This window comes from Pseudomonas cavernae (genome assembly GCF_003595175.1).
In the GTDB taxonomy this organism is placed as follows: domain Bacteria; phylum Pseudomonadota; class Gammaproteobacteria; order Pseudomonadales; family Pseudomonadaceae; genus Aquipseudomonas; species Aquipseudomonas cavernae.
The window spans coordinates 1,212,868-1,232,919 of the sequence record NZ_CP032419.1; the positions used below are offsets into that span (position 1 = coordinate 1,212,868).

General features: G+C 64.9%; 16 protein-coding genes and 1 pseudogene. 8 read left to right on the plus strand and 9 right to left on the minus strand.

Annotated features, from left to right (window positions below; all coding sequences use genetic code 11):
* Positions 1 to 123: 123 nt before the first annotated feature.
* The 6 genes from D3880_RS05590 to yaaA form a co-directional block, all read right to left on the minus strand.
* Positions 124 to 1,566: an alginate export family protein gene (locus D3880_RS05590; RefSeq protein ID WP_119892507.1), complete on the minus strand. Its 1,443-nt coding sequence runs from the start codon at positions 1,564 to 1,566 to the stop codon at positions 124 to 126.
* On the minus strand, positions 1,563 to 2,975 hold the full coding sequence (gene algK / locus D3880_RS05595) for an alginate biosynthesis TPR repeat lipoprotein AlgK (RefSeq protein ID WP_218567602.1): 1,413 nt from the start codon (positions 2,973 to 2,975) through the stop codon (positions 1,563 to 1,565). The genes D3880_RS05590 and algK overlap by 4 nt, the downstream gene beginning before the upstream one ends.
* 7 nt (positions 2,976 to 2,982) lie before the next feature.
* Positions 2,983 to 4,149, minus strand: coding sequence for an alginate biosynthesis protein Alg44 (locus D3880_RS05600; protein ID WP_119892508.1), 1,167 nt, complete (start codon positions 4,147 to 4,149; stop codon positions 2,983 to 2,985).
* Between the two features lie 33 nt (positions 4,150 to 4,182).
* Complete coding sequence (gene alg8, locus D3880_RS05605; RefSeq protein WP_119892509.1) at positions 4,183 to 5,664, minus strand: mannuronan synthase; 1,482 nt, start codon at positions 5,662 to 5,664, stop codon at positions 4,183 to 4,185.
* A 211-nt stretch (positions 5,665 to 5,875) separates the two neighbouring features.
* The gene (gene algD / locus D3880_RS05610) at positions 5,876 to 7,186 is read right to left on the minus strand and encodes a GDP-mannose 6-dehydrogenase (protein ID WP_119892510.1); all 1,311 of its coding nucleotides are present in this window, start codon (positions 7,184 to 7,186) and stop codon (positions 5,876 to 5,878) included.
* Between the two features lie 984 nt (positions 7,187 to 8,170).
* A complete protein-coding gene (gene yaaA, locus D3880_RS05615) occupies positions 8,171 to 8,950 on the minus strand; it encodes a peroxide stress protein YaaA (RefSeq protein ID WP_119892511.1) in 780 nt (259 codons plus the stop codon).
* Between the two features lie 248 nt (positions 8,951 to 9,198).
* Between yaaA and D3880_RS05620 the strand changes: the two genes are divergently transcribed.
* From D3880_RS05620 to D3880_RS05655, 8 genes are all read left to right on the plus strand, one after another.
* Positions 9,199 to 10,755, plus strand: a complete 1,557-nt coding sequence (locus D3880_RS05620; RefSeq protein ID WP_119892512.1) for a long-chain-fatty-acid--CoA ligase — start codon at positions 9,199 to 9,201, stop codon at positions 10,753 to 10,755.
* 162 nt (positions 10,756 to 10,917) lie between these two features.
* Complete coding sequence (locus D3880_RS05625) at positions 10,918 to 12,477, plus strand: long-chain-fatty-acid--CoA ligase (protein WP_119892513.1); 1,560 nt, start codon at positions 10,918 to 10,920, stop codon at positions 12,475 to 12,477.
* Positions 12,478 to 12,683: 206 nt separating this feature from the next.
* Positions 12,684 to 13,682 (plus strand): CDF family Co(II)/Ni(II) efflux transporter DmeF, encoded by a 999-nt coding sequence (dmeF, locus tag D3880_RS05630; protein ID WP_119892514.1) that lies wholly within the window; start codon positions 12,684 to 12,686, stop codon positions 13,680 to 13,682.
* A gap of 274 nt (positions 13,683 to 13,956) precedes the next feature.
* A complete protein-coding gene (locus D3880_RS05635) occupies positions 13,957 to 15,348 on the plus strand; it encodes a PhoH family protein (RefSeq protein ID WP_119892515.1) in 1,392 nt (463 codons plus the stop codon).
* Between the two features lie 163 nt (positions 15,349 to 15,511).
* A complete protein-coding gene (gene moaC / locus D3880_RS05640) occupies positions 15,512 to 15,988 on the plus strand; it encodes a cyclic pyranopterin monophosphate synthase MoaC (RefSeq protein WP_119892516.1) in 477 nt (158 codons plus the stop codon).
* On the plus strand, positions 15,985 to 16,233 hold the full coding sequence (locus tag D3880_RS05645; RefSeq protein ID WP_119892517.1) for a MoaD/ThiS family protein: 249 nt from the start codon (positions 15,985 to 15,987) through the stop codon (positions 16,231 to 16,233). The genes moaC and D3880_RS05645 overlap by 4 nt, the downstream gene beginning before the upstream one ends.
* Position 16,234: 1 nt before the next feature.
* A complete protein-coding gene (moaE, locus tag D3880_RS05650) occupies positions 16,235 to 16,690 on the plus strand; it encodes a molybdopterin synthase catalytic subunit MoaE (protein WP_119892518.1) in 456 nt (151 codons plus the stop codon).
* A gap of 442 nt (positions 16,691 to 17,132) precedes the next feature.
* Positions 17,133 to 17,912, plus strand: coding sequence for an ABC transporter substrate-binding protein (locus D3880_RS05655; protein WP_119892519.1), 780 nt, complete (start codon positions 17,133 to 17,135; stop codon positions 17,910 to 17,912).
* Positions 17,913 to 17,968: 56 nt separating this feature from the next.
* Here D3880_RS05655 and D3880_RS05660 read toward each other — a convergent pair whose 3' ends face one another.
* The 3 genes and pseudogenes from D3880_RS05660 to D3880_RS05670 form a co-directional block, all read right to left on the minus strand.
* On the minus strand, positions 17,969 to 18,448 hold the full coding sequence (locus tag D3880_RS05660) for a hypothetical protein (RefSeq protein ID WP_119892520.1): 480 nt from the start codon (positions 18,446 to 18,448) through the stop codon (positions 17,969 to 17,971).
* A 182-nt stretch (positions 18,449 to 18,630) separates the two neighbouring features.
* Positions 18,631 to 19,260, minus strand: a complete 630-nt coding sequence (locus D3880_RS05665; RefSeq protein WP_119892521.1) for a helix-turn-helix transcriptional regulator — start codon at positions 19,258 to 19,260, stop codon at positions 18,631 to 18,633.
* A gap of 145 nt (positions 19,261 to 19,405) precedes the next feature.
* Positions 19,406 to 20,047, minus strand: a pseudogene (locus tag D3880_RS05670) (LysR family transcriptional regulator); the annotation flags it as partial.
* Positions 20,048 to 20,052: the final 5 nt, after the last annotated feature.

The following is a 20,052-nucleotide window of genomic DNA, read 5'->3' on the forward strand; positions in this document are numbered from 1 at the left end:
GGGAGAGGGGGCGGTCCGAGTGGACGGAGCCTTCCCCGTAGGATGGGTTGAGCGCAGCGATACCCATCGAGTCGCCGTGCGAGGCGCCGAGCGTCAGCCGATTCATATTCCCGATCCTCCGCATCAGTAGCGCCAGATCACGTCGACGAAGGCGCGGTGCATGGTCGAGTCGGCCTGGCTGCCGTAGGCATCGCCGGGCTTGAACACGCCGCCGCGCAGGCGCACCAGCGCCGAGGGTTCGTCGATCGCCTGGCTCATCGCCGTCGGCAGCAGGCCCTGCTTGAAGTACTTGGTGACGACCACATCGACCTCCTGGCCGACGTCCTTGTCGTCGTTGGGCATCGCCGCGGTGATGCCGCTGTCGCCGATCGGCTGATCGCCGTCGACGCGCCAGAAGCGGTGGTAGACCAGGCTGGCGTCGTACTCGTCTTGCAGCTGCCAGGAGCCGAACAGGGTGGCCGCTTGCAGGTTGGACAGTTCGCCGCGGAACGCCTCGCCGAAGCGGTGCACGCGCGAACGGGTGCCGGTGTAGGTGGAGCGGTTGCTCTCCAAGCCGGTCTGCTGGAAATTCTCGCCGCCGTCGTTGCCGCCACCACCGCTGCCACGGGCATAGGCGGCACCGACTTGCCAGCTCGGATCGAGGCGCAGGCGCAGACCGAGGTCGGTGCCCCAGGCGTTGACGTCGCCGCTCTGCTGGCCGGTGGCGATGCGCTGGTTACCGACTGTGGTGCTGGTCAGGCGGTCGCGGTCGCCGCTCAGCCAGGTGGCGCTGGCCCAGTAGTTGAGCGGCTGGGTGTTGCGCGGGTTGTAGGCGTCGCTGTTGGCCTGCAGGCCGAACCAGGTGAGGTCGCCGGTGCTGGTCTTGTCCAGTTCGTCGACCACCTCGCCGGGGTTCTTCAGGTCGCCGTCGTCGCGGCTGTGGTGGGCGTTGAGGCCGACCCAGTGGCCGGGCGTCCACTGGCTGGCGATGTCGCCGAACAGGTGCAGGCGATCCTCGTCTTCCGGGGCCAGCTCGTCGATGTCGGTGCGGTATTCGCTGAAGCGCTCGGCGACGCCCAGGTGGGCACGCAGCAAGGTGGTGTCGAAGCTCCAGTTCAGCGCCTCGATATTGGTGTCGCGCCACATGCCGTCGTCGCTGCGCAGACGCTGGCGGCCGAGGCGCAGTTCCTCGCCGGGGTAGGCGGTGAGGCCGCCGTAGCCGACCCAGAATTCGCGCAGGGCCAGGTAGCTCTTGTCCGGCTCGCGGCTGTCGTCGCTGCTGCCGTCGTCGCCAAGCTCGGCGGACTGCAGGGTGTCGGTCTCGATGATGTCGCTGGCGGTCACCGCCTGGCCCATGGCGAAGGCGCTCCAGTCGCCGCGCTGCACATAGCCCCAGGGCCGCAGGTCGAGACCGACGCCGTTGACGTCGCCACCGTCGCGGGTGCCAAGGTCGCGGTCGTCCTCGGACTGGGCGGTGATCTTCACGTCCAGGCCGAAGTTCTTGTCACTCAGCTGCACCGCCCATACCGGGCTGCTGCACAGCAGTGGCAGGGTCAGGCTGGCGCCAATCCATGGATGTCGTTTCATAGCGGGTTTTGCTCGTGTTGAAGGGCTGCCGATTGCGCGGACAGTGGTCCGCCTGGGGCGCGGGCGTAGGCGCCGCGGAACTGCTGTTCGGCCTGCAGGCGCTGCTGCGCCTGGGCGCGCTGCGCGGGTTGGAGTTGTTGCTCGATCTGCGCCGCCAACTCGGCGGCCTCGGGCTTGCCGGCCTGCACCGCGAGCTGGCTGAACACGTAGGCGTTGAGCGGATCGGGACGGATACCGCGGCCCTGGCTGAACAGCTGGGCGAGGGCGAAATCGGCGCTGTTCTGGCCGCTGCGCGCGGCACTGAGCAGGTGGTCGAGGGCCTTGTCCGGGTAGACCTGGCCGAGGTAGCCGCGGCGGTAGATCTGCCCCAGGTAGTAGTTGGCGCTCGGCTCGCTGGCGGCGGCCTTGAGCAGGTGCTGCTCGGCCTTGAACGGCTCCTGCGGCAGCAGCTTGCCCTCGTAATAGAGCTTGCCGAGCAGCAGTTCGGCGCGCGGCTGCGCGGCCTCACGGCCCTTGTCCAGGTAACCCAGCAGCTGCTCGACGTCGCCCAGCTCGGGGTTGTCATAGAGCAGGCGCGCGAGGCTGACCCAGGCCTGCGGATAAACGGGCGCGATGGGTTCGAGCAGGCTCTGCGCGGTCTTGGGGTCGGCTGTGCCGAGCGTCGGGTCGGCGAGCACCTGGGCCACCGCGTCGACCCGCTGGGCCGGCACCAGGCCTTGTTGATAGGCGCTGGCAAGCTGGGCGAGCAGGGCCTGCTGCTGCTCGGCCTGGCCGCGCTTCTGATACACGGTGGCCAGTTCGACGTAGCAGACATCGTTGTTCGCCAGCGCCGCCTGGCAGATGCGTTCGATCTCGTCGAGATGCTGGTCGTAGCTGCCCTGGCTGCGGTACAGCAGCAGCTGCGCCAGCTCCGCCTGCGGCTGGCCGGCGGCGCGCCATTGGCTGATCTGCTGCTGGGCGTTCACCTGCGGGAAGCTCTGCGGAGCCTGCAGATAGAGCAGTGCCAGCGGCAGCAGGGTGTTTTGCTCGCCGGCGGCCATGGCCTGCTTGAGCAGGGCCTCGGCCTCGCGCTGTTCGGCGGCGCTGGCGCCCGGCTTGCTCGCCAGCAGCCGGCCCAGGCGCGCGGCGGCGCGCGGCGAGTGGGTTGCGGCCTGGCGGTAGGTGGCTTCGGCCTGGCGCAGCTGTTCGGGGTCGCCGCTTTCCAGCTGGAGATCGGCCAGGCCGACCTGGGCATCGGCGTAGCCGAGGTCGGCGAGCTGGCGGTAGTTCTGCGCGGCGGTGGCGGTGTCGCCACGGGCCAGCGCTTCGCGCGCCAGGCGCTGGTCGGGCAGACCGGCGCAGCCGGTCACCCCGAGCGCCACGGCGACGCCGAGCAGGAGCAGCTGGGTTTGGATGCCTGCCATCTGCATGTCCTCCTCAGAGCCCCGCGGCCAGGGCCTTGTCGAGCAGCCAGTCGAACGACGGGCCACGATTGGCGCTGACTTCCACCGGGCGCCCGGCGAGGGCGTTGTCCAGCGGCTGGTCCGGCTGGATCTGCACGCGGATGTCGGTGGACAGGTCGGTGCTGTTGGTCAGGTTGCTGCTGACGATCTTGCCGCTGCGCACCTGGTCTTCGCCGGCGACCTCGAAGCTGACCCGGGTGCCCGGCCGGATCTCGTTGAACTTGGCGTAGGGGAAGCGCGCCTCGATGCTGGCCTGGCTGCCGCGCGGGGCGAGCTGGAAGATCGCTTCGCCCTTGCTGGCGTATTGGCCGTCAGCGACCAACTGGCGCACCAGGGTGCAATCGCAGGGGCTGGTCAGGGTGCCCTTCATCTGCTTGCCGAACAGTTCCTCGATCTTCGCCGGCTTGAGGTCGCTGTCGTCCAGATGGCCCTTGAGCATCTCCAGCATCGAGGCGCTGAAGGTGCCGATCGGTGCGCCCTTGGCGACCAGGCCGTCGGCGCCGATCAGGCTCTGCACCGTGCCTTCGCGCGGCATGGTCACCTGCTGGCCGGGCACGCTGACCAGGGCGGACTGGGCGTGGCTGACGAAGTACAGGCTGTACAGCGACTTGCCAATGAAGGCACAGGCGCCGATGCCGACCAGCAGCACGCCGAAGCTCACCGTCACCGCGCGCAGGCGGCCGATCACGCCCATGCCGCCGGCGGCTTTGTCCTTGCGTGGTTTGGTGAAGTTGTCGCGCTGCAGGGTGCTGAGCAGTTCGCCGACGCTGACCAGCTCGCCGGACAGGTGCGCGGTGATCAGCTGGCGCAGGGTGGCGATGTCGCTCTTCTGCAGGTTGTGGAACTGGCAGCCGACCCGGCCGCTGTCGAAGTCCACCGAGCGCACCTGGAATTCCACATCCATGCTCAGGCTGAGGTTGTCGATGGTGAACAGCAGGCGGCCCTTGTGGTAATCGCCGACCTGCACCGGGATCTTGCTGGCGCCGTAGCCGAAGCCGCCGGCGGAGATGTCCAGCAGGGTCTGTTCGGCCACTTCGCGGTTCTTGCCGACGAAGCGGAGTTTGGCGGGGATCTTCACCCGGGCGTGCTGACGCTGGGTTTCCGATTCATGCACGATGTTGACGTTCACGGCGGTATTCATGGTGGTTTTCCTACTCAAGTCCATTGGGTTGGCTCAGACCACGAGCAGCAGCGTGGCGATGAACAAGCTGGCAGCGGAGAAGGTCATGGAGCGTGACGACCAGGTGTTGAACCAGCGCTGGAAGCTGGCGAGGTCGCGGTTGAGCTTGGTCGGCTGGCGCGTCCAGGACTGCTGGTCGAGGCGGAAGAACACGTAGATCTTCACCAGCGCGCCGACGATCTGGTTGTAATAAAGAATCAAGGGGTAGGCCGGGCCGATGTGGTGGCCGGTGACCGACAGCAGCAGGGTCAGCACCAGCCGGGTGATGCCGATCCACAGCAGGTAAACCAGCAGGTAGGCGATGCTGTACTTGAGGCTGGCGATCAGCGCCACGGCGAGGCCGAGCAGGCAGGTCCACATCGACACGCGCTGGTCGAACAGCACCAGGCTGGTGAACCAACCGAGACGCTTGGGCCCGAGCTTCATCGCCCGCGAGTTCTGCCGCAGGTTGTTGCCGTACCAGCGGAACATCAGCTTGCGGCTGGCCTTGAGGAAGCTCTTCTCCGGCGGGTGCTCGACCGTGTTGATCGCCGCATCCGGCACGTAGAAGGTGTCGTAGCCCAGGCGCATCAGGCTGAACCAGCTGGACTTGTCGTCGCCGGTGAGAAAGCGGAAGCGGCCCAGGCGCCAGTGCTCGAGATAGTCGCTCTCGACGTCGGAGATGAATTCGGGGTTGGTCACCACCGAGGCGCGAAATACCGACATGCGCCCGGTCATGGTCAGCACCCGCTTGCTCAGGGCCATCGAGCACATGTTCAGGTGGCGCTGGGCGAAGCGCAGCTTGTGCCACTCGCTCATGATGTAGCCGCCGCGCACCTCGCAGAACTCGTTGGTGGTCAGCCCGCCGACCTTGGGGAACAGCTTGAACCAGGGCAGGGTGCGCTTGACGGTGTTGGCTTCGAGCACGCTGTCGCCGTCGATCACCGCGACCACTGCATTGTCGTCCGGCAGGTGCCGGGAGATGGCGCGAAAGCCGTTGGCCAGGCCGTCGCGCTTGCCGGTGCCGGCGATGCGTACGAAGTCCAGCTTGACCCGCTCCGGCGGCTGGTACTTGGCCCACAGGGCCTTGACCAGCAGTTCGTCGGAGCGCTCGACGATGGAGCACACCACGGTGGTCGGGTAGCCGCAGGCGATGGCCTCCTCGATCACCGAGCGGTAGACCATGGCGGTGGTCAGTGCGTCGATGCGGAAGCTGGTGACCATCAGGAACACCTGTGAAGGGTCGGCGTCCTTGCCGAGTTTTTTCACCTTGCGGCGGTAGTGCGGGTACACGACATAGAGGAACAGCATGCCGCGCAGGAAGTGCGTGGCACCCATGGAGTAGCGCCAAATGCCGACCGCACCGATCAGCAGGAGGAAGTCCTTCGATTCGGGGTCGAACAGCGTGCGTGGCAGCGCCAGAGCGATCACCATCAGCAGGCTGAGGTAGAACAACCATCCGGCGGCATCGACGAAACCCTGCTTGAGCCTGTCCATTGTCTGTATCCGTCATCAATTCCGGACATGCCTGTGGCGACGGGGCGAAGCATCGGCTCGCCCAGGTGCTATGGCTGTCTGGCAGGAAATAAGGTTCTGCGGGCGCTGGCTGGGCGTTGCGGTGCGCCCCAGGGCACCCGGCAGAACTGAGCTTCTCGGCGGTCGTTGCGCGCCGGCGGTTAGCCGGGCGCGACCGCCACCTTCTAGTGGCTTACCAGCAGATGCCTTCGCGGCCGGCGCCGCTGGGCTGGGCCATGAAGCCGACCAGGTCGACGATCTGCTTGCCTTCCGGCACTTGCTGGGCGAAGGCACGGAAGCGCTCGTCGCCATTGCCGAGGACGATGATGTCGGCGCGCTCGACCACACTGTCGAGGTCACTGTTGAGCAGCGAGGACACATGCGGAATCTTCGATTCGATGTAGTCCTTGTTCGCCCCGTGGACCCGTGCGTATTCGACGTTGCGGTCGTAGATGCTCAGGTCATAGCCCTTGCCGATGAGCATCTCGGCCAGTTCCACCAGCGGGCTTTCGCGCAGGTCGTCGGTGCCGGCCTTGAAGGCGAGGCCGAGCAGGGCGACCCGGCGCTTGTCGTGGCTGGCGATGATGTCGAAGGCGTTCTGCACCTGCGCCTCGTTGCTGCGCATCAGCGAGCCGAGCAGCGGCGCCTCGACGTCCATCTGGCCGGCGCGGTAGGTGAGGGCGCGCACGTCCTTGGGCAGGCACGAGCCGCCGAAGGCGAAGCCGGGCTTCATGTAGTACTTGGACAGGTTGAGCGTGTGGTCCTGGCAGACCACGTCCATCACTTCGCGGCCATCGACGCCGGCGGCCTTGGCGATGTTGCCGATCTCGTTGGCGAAGGTCACCTTGGTGGCGTGCCAGACGTTGCAGGTGTACTTGATCATCTCGGCGACTTCGATGTCCTTGCGGATGATCGGCGCGTCCAGTTCGCGGTAGATGGCTTCCAGAACATCGCCGGAGCGGCTGTCCAGCTCGCCGATCACCGTCATCGGCGGGAAGTCGTAGTCCTTGATCGCCGTGCTTTCGCGCAGGAACTCGGGATTCACCGCGACGCCGAAGTCGACCCCGGCCTTCTTCCCGGAGCAGTCCTCGAGGATCGGGATCACCACGTTCTTCACCGTGCCCGGCAACACCGTGCTGCGCACCACCACGGTGTGGCGCTCGCTCTTGGTACGCAGGACTGCGCCGATCTGCCGGCAGACCGATTCGATGTAATCGAGCTCCAGGTCGCCATTCTTCTTGCTCGGCGTGCCGACGCAGAGCATCGACAGTTCGCTGGCGGCAATCGCCGCGGCCACATCGGTGGTGCCCCGCAGGCGGCCGGACTGGATGCCCTGTTGCAGAAGCTCTTCCAAACCGGGTTCGACGATGGGCGATTTGCCCTTGTTGATCAGGTCGATCTTGGTGGCGGATATATCCACGCCGATCACTTCATGACCACGTGCAGAGAGGCAACCGGCACATACTGCACCGACGTAGCCAAGACCAAAAATGCTGATGCGCATTGTGTTCACCTTGTTCATTTATCACGCCGCTAATATGTCGGATTTATGAATCCGACTCCTTTCTGGCGTCCGGGTTAATAATTAAACGGCCGAACGCAGGCATAATAAGTTCGGAGCGCCGGGTAGTTGGCGCTCAAGTTGGGCATGTTGTTGGAGGTTCTGCCCTGGGAAATATGGCGGGGCGCTCCGCTATGGGGCGCTGCGCCGTGCTTAGGCTGCTGGTGGTCTACTTCTGGTGCATTTTCTCCTGAATTTTAACCAGGGCTTCATAGTTGCCTAAGTGCCATCATTATTGCTCCAGCAACTACGGCTTGAAGTTATTTTGCTGGCACTTTGGCAGTTCATAAATTCTTGTTGCGGGGCTATGAGCGGAATTGCTGAAAGTTAGTTCATGACCGTTCGTCAGGCTTTTTTGAATGGCCATTAATTAACTTGGCTGAAATAAGCAATTGCATATTGCTGGCACTTTATCGTCAGGCCGCTAATTGCCTGGGCTGAACTAATGGAGGTGACTTTTTGCCAGTATGCAAACGTGGCCGAAGTTGCCATGGAAAAAAATGGCGGGACAAGAACTTCTTCGCGAGGTTTGCAGGGAATAACTCGGGGGCCACAGGAGTTCGCCCACTCATGTGGAGGCGACGGGCTGACGGCGGAGGGACGGGACTGGCCCTCGGCGCTGGCGCCACGCTGGTGCGTGGCGGACCTAGGGCTGGAGGCGCGGGGAGAAGGACTCTGCAGTCCGTAGGATGGGTTGAGCGAAGCGATACCCATCGGCATCGGCTCGATGGGTAGCGTCGTTGCACGCCTCAACTCATCCTACGGAAGCATCATCCGCTGCGCTCAGGCCGGCGGCGCGTCGCGCAGTCCGTAGGATGGGTTGAGCGAAGCGATACCCATCGGCATTGGCTCGATGGGTAGCGTCGCTGCGCGCCTCAACCCATCCTACGGGAGCATCATTCGGTGTGCGCAGGATAGGAGCTTGGCTCAGGCCGGTGGGGCGTCGCGCAGAAACACCAGGCTGTCCGCGGTGGAGTCCTTGGCGGAGAAACGATAGCCCTGGTCGTTGAAGTCCTTCAGACCCTCGGGGTCGCTCAGGCGCTGCTTGATCACATAGCGGGCCATCAGGCCGCGGGCCTTCTTGGCGTAGAAACTGATGATCTTGTATTGGCCGTTCTTCAGGTCCTTGAACTCGGTGTCGATGATCCGTGCGTTCAAGGCCTTGCGCTTCACCGCGCCGAAGTATTCGTTGGACGCCAGGTTGAGCAGCACCTCGTCGCCCTGGGCGGCCAGCGCCTCGTTCAGCCAGCCGCTGATGCGTTCGCCCCAGAAGGCGTAGAGGTCCTTGCCGCGGGCGTTGGCCAGCTTGGTGCCCATCTCCAGGCGGTAGGGCTGCATCAGGTCGAGCGGCCGCAGCACGCCGTACAGGCCGGAGAGCATGCGCAGATGCGCCTGGGCGAAGTCGAAGTCGGCGTCGCTGAAGTCCTCGGCGTGCAGGCCGGTGTAGACGTCGCCCTTGAAGGCCAGCAGCGCCTGCTTGGCGTTCTGTGGGGTGAACTGCGGATGCCAGCTGCCGAAGCGCGCGGCATTCAGCCCGGCGAGCTTGTCCGACAGGTGCATCAGCTCGGCGATCTGCAGCGGCGTCAGCTCGCGCAACTGGCCGATCAGCTCCTGGGCGTGGTCGAGAAATTCGGGTTGGGTGAAGCGGGAAGTGACCGGCGGCGTCTCGTAGTCGAGGGTCTTGGCCGGGGAAATCACCATCAGCATGGGGCTACTCCTGAACGCGTCGGCGGATTCTACCGGCTTGAATCCAACGGCGCGCGCCATTCGCCCGACGCAGCATGCCGCCGGGCATCACCCGCATTGGCCCGTGGCGGCCTTGAGCCGCGGGAGCTAGTGGTTCGTTCGGACCACGTCCCGTCCCGGCGAACTATCAGCCCTTTGGGCCATGCCCGCCGGCCGGGGTGGTTCTAGGATGTTCGACTCAGACAAAAACAACAGTTGAGGGTTGATCCATGCACCTGACACAAGGCCTGCATACATCGCTGCAGATGACCCCCGAGAAGGTGGCGACCATCTATCGTGGGCGTTATCGCACCTACCGCGAACTGGGCGAGCGCGTCGCGCGCCTGGCCGGCGGCCTGCGCGAGCTGGGCGTGCAGGCGGGGGACCGGATCGCCATGCTGGCGCTCAACTCCGACCGTTTCCAGGAATACATGCTCGCCGGCTGGTGGGCCGGCGCGGTGCTCAACCCGGTGAATATCCGCTGGAGCGCGCCGGAAATCGTCTACTCGCTGGATGATTGCGACACCGGCGTGCTGATCGTCGACAACGCCCACCTGCCGCTGGTCGAGGCGATCGTCGCCGGGGCGAAGCGCAAGCCGATCCTGATTCACGCCGACGAGGGCGAAGCGCCGGCCGGTATGCTGTCGTTCGAGCGACTGATCCTCGATTCCGCGCCGCTCGAGGACAGCTGGCGCGGCGGCGATGACCTCGCGGTGATCCTCTATACCGGCGGCACCACCGGCCTGCCCAAGGGGGTGATGCTGTCGCACGCCAACCTGTGGACCAGCGCGCTGATGCGCATGGCCGAGCTGGAGCCACTGCACGACACCCTGTGCCTGAACGTCGCCCCGCTGTTCCACACCGCCGGCCTGTCGCGGGTCGCCGCGCGGGTGATCCAGGGCGAGGCGAACGCCTATGTGCCGTTCTTCGAGCCGATCGAGGTGCTGGAGACCATCCAGCGCGAGAAGGTCGCCGAGATCATGCTGGTGCCGACCATGCTCCAGGCCCTGCTGGCCAACCCACGTTTCAAGGAGTTCGACCTCGGTAGCCTCAAGCGCATCGCCTACGGCGCCTCGCCGATCAACGCCGCAGTGCTCGAGCAGGCGCTGGAAGTGCTGCCGCAGGCGAGCTTCTACCACACCTACGGACTCACCGAGAACTCGCCGGTGATCACCATCAACCCGCCGCAGAACCACGGCCCGGAGGCCCGCGCCAGTGGCCTGTACCGTTCCGCCGGCCGGCCGCTCGTCGGGCTCACGGCGAAGATCGTCGACGCCGAGGGCGACGAAGTGCCGCGCGGCACGGTCGGCGAGATCATCTGCAAGGGCCCGACCGTGATGCTGGGCTACTGGAACAAGCCGGAGGAGACCGCCAAGGCGCTCAAGGACGGCTGGCTGTACACCGGCGACGCCGCCTACATGGACGAGCAGGGCTATGTGTTCATCGTCGACCGGGTCAAGGACATGATCGTCAGCGGCGGCGAGAACGTCTATTCGGCGGAAGTCGAGAACGCCCTGGCCAAGCATCCGGCGATCGCCATGTGCGCGGTGATCGGCATCCCCCACGATATCTGGGGCGAGGCGGTGCACGCGGTGGTCACCCTCAAGCCCGGCGCCACGGCCAGCGACGCTGAGCTGCGCCGGCATTGCCACGAGTTAATCGCCAGCTACAAGTGCCCGAAGAGCATCGAGTTTCGTGACAGCCTGCCGCTGTCCGGCGCCGGCAAGATCCTCAAGCGCGACCTGCGCGAGCCCTACTGGAAAGGCAAAGCCAAGGGCGTCAACTGACCCCACCGGCGACCGCCCATGTACCTTGGCGCGTCAGGGCCCTGGTTCGTTTGGACCATGCCGGCGGACCGGTCGCTATCATTCGTTCGGGCCATGCCTCCGATGGGAATATGCTCTTAGGATGCTGACCGTCCATAAGAACAACGCCGTTGAGGTTTCCCCATGCACCTGACCCATGGCCTGCACATTTCCCTGCAGATGACTCCCGAGCGAGTCGCCACCATCTTCCGCGGCCGGCGCCGTACCTATCGCGAGCTGGTCGACCGCGTCGCGCGCCTGGCGGCCGGGCTGCGTGGCCTGGGCCTGCAGGCGGGGGAGCGGGTCGGCATGCTGGCGTTCAACTCCGACCGCTACCAGGAATACATGCTGGCCGGCTGGTGGATGGGCGCGGTGCTCAACCCGGTGAACTTCCGCTGGAGCGTGCCGGAGATCGTCTATTCGCTGGATGACTGTGACACCAAGGTCCTGATCGTCGACGACCACCACCTGCCGCTGGTCGAGAACATTCTCGCCACTGCCCGGCGCAAGCCAATCATCATCCATGCCGGCGACGGTGAAACACCACCCGGCATGCTGTCGTTCGAGCGCCTGATCCTCGACTCCGCGCCGATGGAAGACAGCTGGCACGGCGGCGACGACCTGGCGCTGATCATGTACACCGGCGGTACCACCGGCCTGCCCAAGGGCGTGATGCTGTCGCACCGTGGCCTGTGGTCCTGCGCCATGATGCGCATGACCGCCTGCCCGGTGGCTACTGATTCGTTGGTGCTGGTCACCTCGCCGATGTTCCATGTCGCTGGCATGGGACTGGTCGCCCAGCGAGTGATCGCCGGCGCGGCGAATGCCTATCTGCCCTATTACGAACCGGTCGAGGTGCTGGAAACCATTCAGCGCGAGCGAATCACCGAAGCCCTGCTGGTGCCGACCATGCTCCAGGCCCTGCTAGCGCATCCCAAGTTCGCCGAAACCGACCTGAGCAGCCTCAAGCGCATCAGCTACGGCGCCGCACCGATGAATGCCGCCGTGCTCGAGCGGGCGATAGAACTGCTGCCTGCCGGCGTCGAGTTCACCCACGCCTATGGCATGACCGAGAACGCCGGGGTGGTGACGCTCAATCTGCATGAGAACCATGGCCCCGAAGGGCGTGCCAACGGTCTGTACCTCTCGGCCGGCAAGGCCATCGCCGGTCTGCAGCTGAAGATTGCCGACGAACAGGGCCGGGAGCTGCCGCGCGGTAGTGTCGGCGAGATCCTCATCAAGGGCCCGTCGCTGATGCAGGGCTACTGGAACAAGCCGGAGGAAACCGCCAAGTCCATCCAGAATGGCTGGTTCAGTACCGGCGACGCCGCCTGGATGAACGACGAGGGCTATATCTTCATCGTCGACCGGGTCAAGGACATGATCGTCACCGGCGGCGAGAACGTGTACTCGGCCGAGGTCGAGAACGCCCTGGGCAAGCACCCGGCGGTGGCGCTCTGTGCGGTGATCGGCGTTCCCCACGACACCTGGGGCGAGGCGGTGCACGCGGTGGTCATCCTCAAGCCCGGCGCCACGGCCAGCGAAGAAGACCTGCGCAGCCATTGCCGCGAGTTTATCGCCGGCTACAAGTGCCCGAAGACCGTCGAGTTCCGTGACAGCATGCCGCTGTCCGGCGCCGGCAAGATCCTCAAGAAGGATTTGCGCGCGCCCTACTGGGAAGGCCGGACCCGCGCCGTCAACTAAGCGCAGCCGCGTATCTGTAGGAGCGAATTCATTCGCGATGGGGCAACGTGGCGTGGCCATGTTCGCGAATGAATTCGCTCCTACAGGGCCCGCCTGAGAAGCTTCTCAACGCCGTGACCGATCCGTAGATGGATCGGTCGCGGCGTTTTTTCTGGTGGCTTGCGGCTATACCATCTCATCAGTGCCTGCCTTGATGAGGAGCCGAGATGACGGCCTGCAACCATTCACGCTGGGAGCCTTCCCACGATTACCGCCCGCTGGAGTCCAGCGCCGAGCGCCAGGCCTGGCGGGTGGCCGCGCTGACCAGCGTGACCATGTTGGTGGAGATCGCCGCCGGCTACTGGTTCAACTCCATGGCCCTGCTCGCCGACGGCTGGCACATGGCCTCGCACATGGTCGCCATCGGCCTCACCGCGCTGGCCTATCTGCTGGCCCGGCGCTATGCCGAGGACCGGCGCTTCGCCTTCGGCACCTGGAAGGTCGAGGTGCTCGCCGGCTTCGCCAGTGCGATCCTGCTGGTGGTCGTGGTGGTGATGATGGCGGTGGAGTCGCTCTGGCGCCTGTGGTCGCCGGCGCAGATCGCCTTCGATCTGGCGCTGTGGGTCGCCGGGCTAGGGCTGGCGGTCAATCTGTTGTCGGCCTGGTGGCTGCGCGATCCCCATGCGCACGGCCATGGCCACGGTCATGCTCATCACGATCACGATCACGATCACGATCACGATCACGATCACGAACACGAACAGGTGGCGGATATCGGCCGCGACCTCAACCGGCATGCGGCCTTCCTGCATGTGCTGGCCGATGCCCTGACCTCGGTGGCGGCGATCGTCGCCTTGCTCGGTGGCAAACTGTTCGGCTGGAACTGGCTGGACCCGCTGATGGGCCTGGTCGGTTCGCTGCTCATCGCGCTATGGGTCAAGGGTCTGTTGATCGACACCGGCAAGGTGCTGCTCGACCGTGAGATGGACAGCCCCCTGGTGGGGCGGGTACGCACCGCGGTGGAGCGCGAGGACGATACCGAGGTGACCGATCTGCACCTGTGGCGGGTCGGACGCACGCAATACGCCTGCATTCTCACTCTGGTGACCCACGGCGACACCTCGGCGGACCGCTACAAGGCCTGTCTGGCGGGCTTTTCCGAGCTGGTGCACGTGACGGTGGAGGTGAATCGCTGCGGCGTCGAGGAGCATCGCGCCGGGGGGTAAGACTTCGGACTGTAACGGGGCGGGCGGGCAGCGCCAAGGGTTTTTCGTCGCACCGATAAAAAAGCCCGGTCATGAGAAAAAAGTGCTTTTTACTGTCATCCACATTGGAGTATTAACGAGGTAGACCGTCGATCCCTGCAACCACAGGTGGCGGCCATCGGCCCATACCTTGCTTGCATCTTCCCGCGCCGCGGCCCGAGAAGACGGCGGCCTCTCCGCGGCGGAGCGCCGTTACGGCATTCCGTCGCTTGGCCCTACCAGAAGGTGACCGAGTATGGATGACCACGGACGCTCTAGCCCCACCGCACCGACGCTCTACGCCCTCGATACCAATGTCCTGATCCACGATCCCAACGCATTGCTCAACTTCGAGGAGCACCACGTCGCCATCCCGATGACGGTTCTGGAGGAACTGGACAAGCTGAAAGCCGGCAAGCTGGGTGTCGCCGCCGAATGTCGGCAGGCCATTCGCCTGATCGACAAGATCCTCGGTGGCGCCAATCCCGAGCAGGTCGAGTTCGGTGTGCCCATCCCGCGGGAAACTGGTGGCAGTTGCGGCTTCTTGTCGATCCTGATGAGCAAGCGCGCCGAGCCGATGACCTGGCTGCCGGAAGACCTCAACGACAACAAGATCATCAACCAACTGGTGGAACTGCAATCGCGCAAACCGGGCGTGTCCGTGGTGCTGGTGACCAAGGACATCAACATGCGCCTGAAGGCGCGGGCCTGTGGCATCGAATCCGAGGACTACCACACCGACCAACTGGTCGACGACATTGCCCTGTTGCCGCGCGGCTACCACACCCTCGAAGGCTCCTTCTGGGACCGCGTCAGCAAGGTCGAGACCCGCCAGGATCACGGCCGCACCTGGCATCGCGTGCAGCTGATCGACAACCTGCCGGCGGTGCACATCAACGAGTTCATCGTCGACGCCCAGGGCTTCGTCGGCTGGATCAAGGGCATCAAGGCCGACGAACTGCTGATCCTCGACCTGCACCAGGAACCGCTGCTGCACCAGGAGGCCTGGGGCCTGCGCCCGCGCGACATCTACCAGGCGCTGGCGCTGTACGCCTTGCTCGACCCGGACATCCACCTGGTCAACCTGGCCGGCGCCGCCGGTTCCGGCAAGACCATCCTGGCCCTGGCCGCGGCCATCGAGCAGACCATGGTCAGCAAGCGCTACCGGCGCATCATCGCCACCCGCAGCGTGCAGGGCCTGGACCAGGAAATCGGCTTCCTGCCGGGTACCGAGGCGGAGAAGATGGAACCCTGGCTCGGCGCCATTACCGACAACCTCGAAGCCCTGCACATGGAGGACGAGAGCACCCATGGCAGCGTCGACTACATCCTGCAGAAGGTGCCGCTGCAGTTCAAATCGCTGAACTACATCCGCGGGCGCAGCTTCCAGCAGAGCCTGATCCTCATCGACGAATGCCAGAACCTCACCCCGCACCAGATGAAGACCATCATCACCCGCGCCGGTACCGGCTCGAAGGTGGTCTGCCTCGGCAACCTGGCGCAGATCGACACGCCCTACCTGTCGGCGCCCAGCTCCGGCCTGACCTACCTGACCGAACGCTTCAAGGACTTCCCCCACGGCGTGCACATCACCCTGCAAGGGGTGCCACGCTCGATCCTGGCGGAGTACGCCGAAGCCAACATGTAACGACTCCCCTCGCCCATTTATGGGAGAGGGGCCGGGGGAGAGGGGCGTTTTGCCTCTTCCCCGTATCCTCGCACCGCCGGACGGCACTCGCCGCCCGGCGTCGGTTTTTGTATACAATCTCCTTGCTGCGGGCCGCCCACCGGCCCGCTCGAGGAGACCCGCTGTGTTGACCCATCTCGATTCCCAAGGCCGCGCCAACATGGTCGACGTCACCGACAAGGCGGTGACTTCCCGTGAGGCGGTGGCCGAAGCCCGGGTGCGCATGCGCCCGGAAACCCTGCGGATGATCGTCGACGGCGAACACCCCAAGGGCGACGTGTTCGCCGTGGCCCGTATCGCCGGTATCCAGGCGGCGAAGAAGACTTCCGAGCTGATCCCGCTCTGCCATCCGCTCATGCTCACCAGCGTCAAGGTCGAGCTCGAAGCCTGCGGCGAAGATGCCGTGCGCATCCAGGCGCGCTGCAAGCTGGCCGGGCAGACCGGGGTGGAAATGGAAGCGCTGACCGCCGCCAGCGTCGCCGCCCTGACCATCTACGACATGTGCAAGGCGGTGGATCGCGGCATGCTCATCGAGGGCGTGCGCCTGCTGGAAAAGCTCGGCGGCAAGAGCGGCCACTTCAAGGCCGGAGACGAACAATGATCCGCGTGCAGTATTTCGCCCGTTACCGCGAGGCAGTCGGCATCGACGGCGAGCAGCTTACTTGGGATAAGGCCTTCGCCAGTCTCGACAACCTGCGCCAGCACCTGCTCGCGCGTGGCGGGGTGTGGGCTGTGCTCGGCGAGCAGAACCTGATGTGCGCGCGCAATCAGGAACTGTGCAGCCTCGACGAGTCCCTGGCGGATGGCGACGAGGTGGCGTTCTTCCCCACGGTGACGGGAGGCTGAGATGGCCATACGGGTGCAGCAAGCCGCCTTCGACCCCGGCGTCGAGCTGAATGCCATGCACGCGGCGAACGTCGGCGTCGGCGCGGTGGTCGGCTTCGTCGGCTACGTGCGCGATTTCAACGATGGCCGCGACGTGGCGGGGATGTTCCTCGAGCACTTCCCCGGCATGACCGAGAAATCCCTGGCCAAGATCGCCAGCGAGGCCGAGGCGCGCTGGCCGCTGCTCAAGGTCGAGATCCTCCACCGCATCGGTCGTCTGGAGCCGAGCGAGCCGATCGTCTTCGTCGGCACCGCCAGCGCCCATCGCCAGGCGGCGTTCGACGCCTGCAACTTCATCATGGATTACCTCAAGACCCGCGCGCCGTTCTGGAAGAAGGAAGACACCGCCGAAGGCCCGCGCTGGGTCGAAGGCCGTTGCAGCGACCAGAGCGCCGCCGAGCGCTGGCGGCGCGACTGAGCCACGGCGTCATCGTCTTCAGCGCCGCTTTGGTTAGCCGCGCCGCGGCGTAACCCACCAGCGCTGCCGCCCTGGACCCCAGCGTCCAGCAGGATCGGTACCCTACGAATCATCCTGCCCGGGCATCGCCTGCCAGACCCACGCCTCCCAACAGCCAATTGGGGTATGACCTTGCCTAGCGGTTTGCGCTGCGCCCTGGGTGTCTGCGGCTGTTGGGGGGCGTGCGTGCGATCGCCGGGTTGAAGGTCTGCACACTTAAGTACAGTATGGATTAATAAGTACAAAACAGCGGCCAGCCATGATCACTCAGCGCCAGCTATCCAGCCGTTTTCTCCGCCAGCCCGCCCTGGCTATGCGTTTTTCTGCCATGCCCATCAACGTCCACCGCACCTGTCCGCCTGGCACCGCCAGCGGGTGCCTATCCGTACCTGGGAGTCGCATCATGAAGAAACTCGTTCTGCTGGGCAGCCTTGCCCTGAGCCTGCTGGCCGCCAGCGCCTCATTCGCCGATGAACAGGCCCTGCGCATCGGCATCGAAGCCGCCTACCCACCCTTCGCCTACAAGACCCCGAGCGGGCAGATCGAAGGTTTCGACTACGACATCGGCAACGCGCTGTGCGCTGAGATGAAGGTCAAATGCCAGTGGATCGAGCAGGAGTACGACGGCCTGATCCCGTCGCTGAAAGTGCGCAAGATCGATGCCGCGCTGTCCTCGATCACCATCACCGAGGAGCGTAAGCACTCGGTCGATTTCACCCACAAGTACTACTTCACCCCGGGCCGCCTGGTGATGAAGGAAGGCTTCGTGCTGGATGAGCAGTTCAGCGCCCTCAAGGGCAAGAACATCGGCGTGCAGCGCGGCTCCACCGCCGATCGCTTCGCTTCGGCGGTGCTGGCCAAGGCCGGCGCCACTATCGTGCGCTACACCAGCCAGGACGAGATCTATCTGGATGTGCTCGCCGGGCGCCTGGACGGCACCTTCGCCGACTCCATTCCGCTGGAGATCGGTTTCCTCGATACCCCGCGCGGCAAGGGCTTCGCCTTCGTCGGGCCGGAGTTCAAGGACCCGCAATACTTCGGCGAGGGTGCGGGGATTGCCGTGCGCAAGGGCAATACCGAGCTGGTGGGCAAGCTCAATCAGGCCATCGACAGCATCCGCGCCAATGGCAAGTATCAGGAGATCCAGGGCAAATACTTCAAGTCGGATATCTACGGCGACTGATCGTCGTTACGCAGAAAAAAGCCGTGCATTGCACGGCTTTTTTGCTGTTTGGGGCATCAGGCCGGCCCGCGTCGCACCTCTTCCTCGGCCAGGCGGCGGATGTGCTCGGCGAAATTCGGGTCTTCGCCGCGCAGCAGCTCCGGCAGACGCGCGCGGAAGTCCTCGCGCCGGCTCCACTCACGCATGTAGTCCTCCCAGGAATGCCAGCGGCGGCGTTTCTTGTCGTCCATGTGCTCGTCGTAGACCAGCAGATAGGCGCGCTCGAACAGCGAGATCAGCATGTCGAAGATCACCCACATGCGTTCGCGCTGCTCGTCGCTCAGGTCCGGGGTCGCGTGCTGACTGCGCAGGCGCAGGTCGGGGTTGGCCAGCACCACTTCGAGGAAGTCGATGTAGGCATCGGAAATCTGCTGCCAGGTGGCTTCTTCCTCGTTCTCGCGCTCCTTGCTCTGCTCGAAGAGGAACACGCCGATGGCGAACGGCAGCGCCACCACCGTGACTATGTAGGAGAGCAGTTCCCAGGTTTCCAGTGTCATGACAGTCCCGCGTGCCGGCTGGCGAAAGGTAAGGGGTTTTAACAGGTTGTTGAAAAACGTAACGAGCGAAGGCTAGACAAGGCGAAATCAGCCGAAGAAGCGGAGTTTACGAGGTGTAAATGAGCATTCTGAGGCTGATTTCAACGCCGTATAGCCGAGCGCAGTAGTTATTCAACAGCCTGTCAGGCTTCGCTCTTGATTTCCTTCAGGTGCTTGTACACCGTCGCCCGCCCCATATTCAGCACGTTGGCCACGTAGTTGGCGGCGCTCTTGCCCTTGAACGCGCCTTCGGCGTGCAGCGCTTCCACCAGCTCGCGCTTGTGTTCGCGGGTCAGCAGGTTGAGGCCGAGCTGGCGCTGGCGCAGCCAGTTGTGCAGGAAGGTGTTGATGCGTTCCTGCCAGTCGTCGCGAAACAGCGCGTCCGGCTGCGGCACCAGCTTGCTCGAGGAGAGGAACAGGTCCAGCGCCTGCTTGGCGGTCTCGAACAGCGAGATGTTCAGGTTGATGCACAGCACGGCCACCGGTGTGCCCTGGTCGTCGCGCAGCACGGTGCTGACCGAGCGGATCTTCTGGCCGTCCCAGTTGAGCTTTTCGTAGGGGCCGATGTTGTGTTCGCCGCTCTCGGCGCTGAGCAGGTCTTCCAGCGCCGAGTCGTCGCCGATCTCGCGCTTGGAGATGTTGTTGGCCAGGTAGTCGACCTTCTGTGTGCGCAGGTCGTGCAGCACCACTTCGGCATGGGGGTAGAACAGCGTGGCGATGGCGTCGGCGATGGCCCGGTAGTTGTCGAGGGCGGGATCGGGGCGAGGGGGCATGCGGTCTGACTCCTTGGAACAGGCTCTTGGGCAGCCCGGCGAGTGTGCCGCAAAGCGCCTGGGGCGTCACCTCGGGCGCAGGCGCGTTACTGGCTAAGGCGCGCCGGCGACAGCATCTCGGCGCTCAGAGCGAACTGGCGCAAATGCTCAGGCCGCGGCTGCGCAAGCAGTGGTCGACTGATTGGCGAAAATGCATGCCGCTGGACAGCAGGCCCAGGGGCAGGGCAGCCACCGCCTGCCAGTCCAGTTCGGCCTCGGCGATATCGAAGTGGCGGCTGTCGTGCAGCAGGCCGATGCCGGTGTCGGCCAGTTCCAGGCAATCGAAGCGCTCGCGGTCGATGCGTTCCAGGTAGGCCAGGCCGAGGTCCAGCTGGTTGCTGGCCAGGCGCTCGACAATGGTTTCGCTGCTCAGGGCGAACAGCTGGAAGCGCAGGTTCGGGTGCTGACGGGCGAACAGGCCGAGCAGGCGCATTGGGTCGATCCCGCCCAGCGGCACCAGGCCCAGGCGCAAGGTGCCGACCAGCTGGCCGCGGCAGGCCGAGGCCTCGGCATACAGGCCGTCATGGGCGGCCAGCAGGCTATGGGCTCAGGCCAGAATGCGCTCGCCTTCGGCGGTAAACCCCTCGAAACGCTGACCGCGGCGCACCAGCGGCAGGCCCAGTTCCTCTTCCAGGCCGCGCAAGCGCATGGACAGGGTCGGCTGGGTGACATGGCAGCGCGCCGCGGCCTGGCCGAAGTTATGCGTCTGCTCCAGGGCGATCAGGTATTTCAGTTGCTTGATATCCATACGTC

Bases quoted from the DNA above. Each gene is read 5' to 3' on its own strand.
- D3880_RS05590 (WP_119892507.1), bottom strand. From the start codon at position 1,566: ATGAAACGACATCCATGGATTGGCGCCAGCCTGACCCTGCCACTGCTG.
- algK (WP_218567602.1), bottom strand. From the start codon at position 2,975: ATGCAGATGGCAGGCATCCAAACCCAGCTGCTCCTGCTCGGCGTCGCC.
- D3880_RS05600 (WP_119892508.1), bottom strand. From the start codon at position 4,149: ATGAATACCGCCGTGAACGTCAACATCGTGCATGAATCGGAAACCCAG.
- alg8 (WP_119892509.1), bottom strand. From the start codon at position 5,664: ATGGACAGGCTCAAGCAGGGTTTCGTCGATGCCGCCGGATGGTTGTTC.
- algD (WP_119892510.1), bottom strand. From the start codon at position 7,186: ATGCGCATCAGCATTTTTGGTCTTGGCTACGTCGGTGCAGTATGTGCC.
- yaaA (WP_119892511.1), bottom strand. From the start codon at position 8,950: ATGCTGATGGTGATTTCCCCGGCCAAGACCCTCGACTACGAGACGCCG.
- D3880_RS05620 (WP_119892512.1), top strand. From the start codon at position 9,199: ATGCACCTGACACAAGGCCTGCATACATCGCTGCAGATGACCCCCGAG.
- D3880_RS05625 (WP_119892513.1), top strand. From the start codon at position 10,918: ATGCACCTGACCCATGGCCTGCACATTTCCCTGCAGATGACTCCCGAG.
- dmeF (WP_119892514.1), top strand. From the start codon at position 12,684: ATGACGGCCTGCAACCATTCACGCTGGGAGCCTTCCCACGATTACCGC.
- D3880_RS05635 (WP_119892515.1), top strand. From the start codon at position 13,957: ATGGATGACCACGGACGCTCTAGCCCCACCGCACCGACGCTCTACGCC.
- D3880_RS05645 (WP_119892517.1), top strand. From the start codon at position 15,985: ATGATCCGCGTGCAGTATTTCGCCCGTTACCGCGAGGCAGTCGGCATC.
- moaE (WP_119892518.1), top strand. From the start codon at position 16,235: ATGGCCATACGGGTGCAGCAAGCCGCCTTCGACCCCGGCGTCGAGCTG.
- D3880_RS05655 (WP_119892519.1), top strand. From the start codon at position 17,133: ATGAAGAAACTCGTTCTGCTGGGCAGCCTTGCCCTGAGCCTGCTGGCC.
- D3880_RS05660 (WP_119892520.1), bottom strand. From the start codon at position 18,448: ATGACACTGGAAACCTGGGAACTGCTCTCCTACATAGTCACGGTGGTG.
- D3880_RS05665 (WP_119892521.1), bottom strand. From the start codon at position 19,260: ATGCCCCCTCGCCCCGATCCCGCCCTCGACAACTACCGGGCCATCGCC.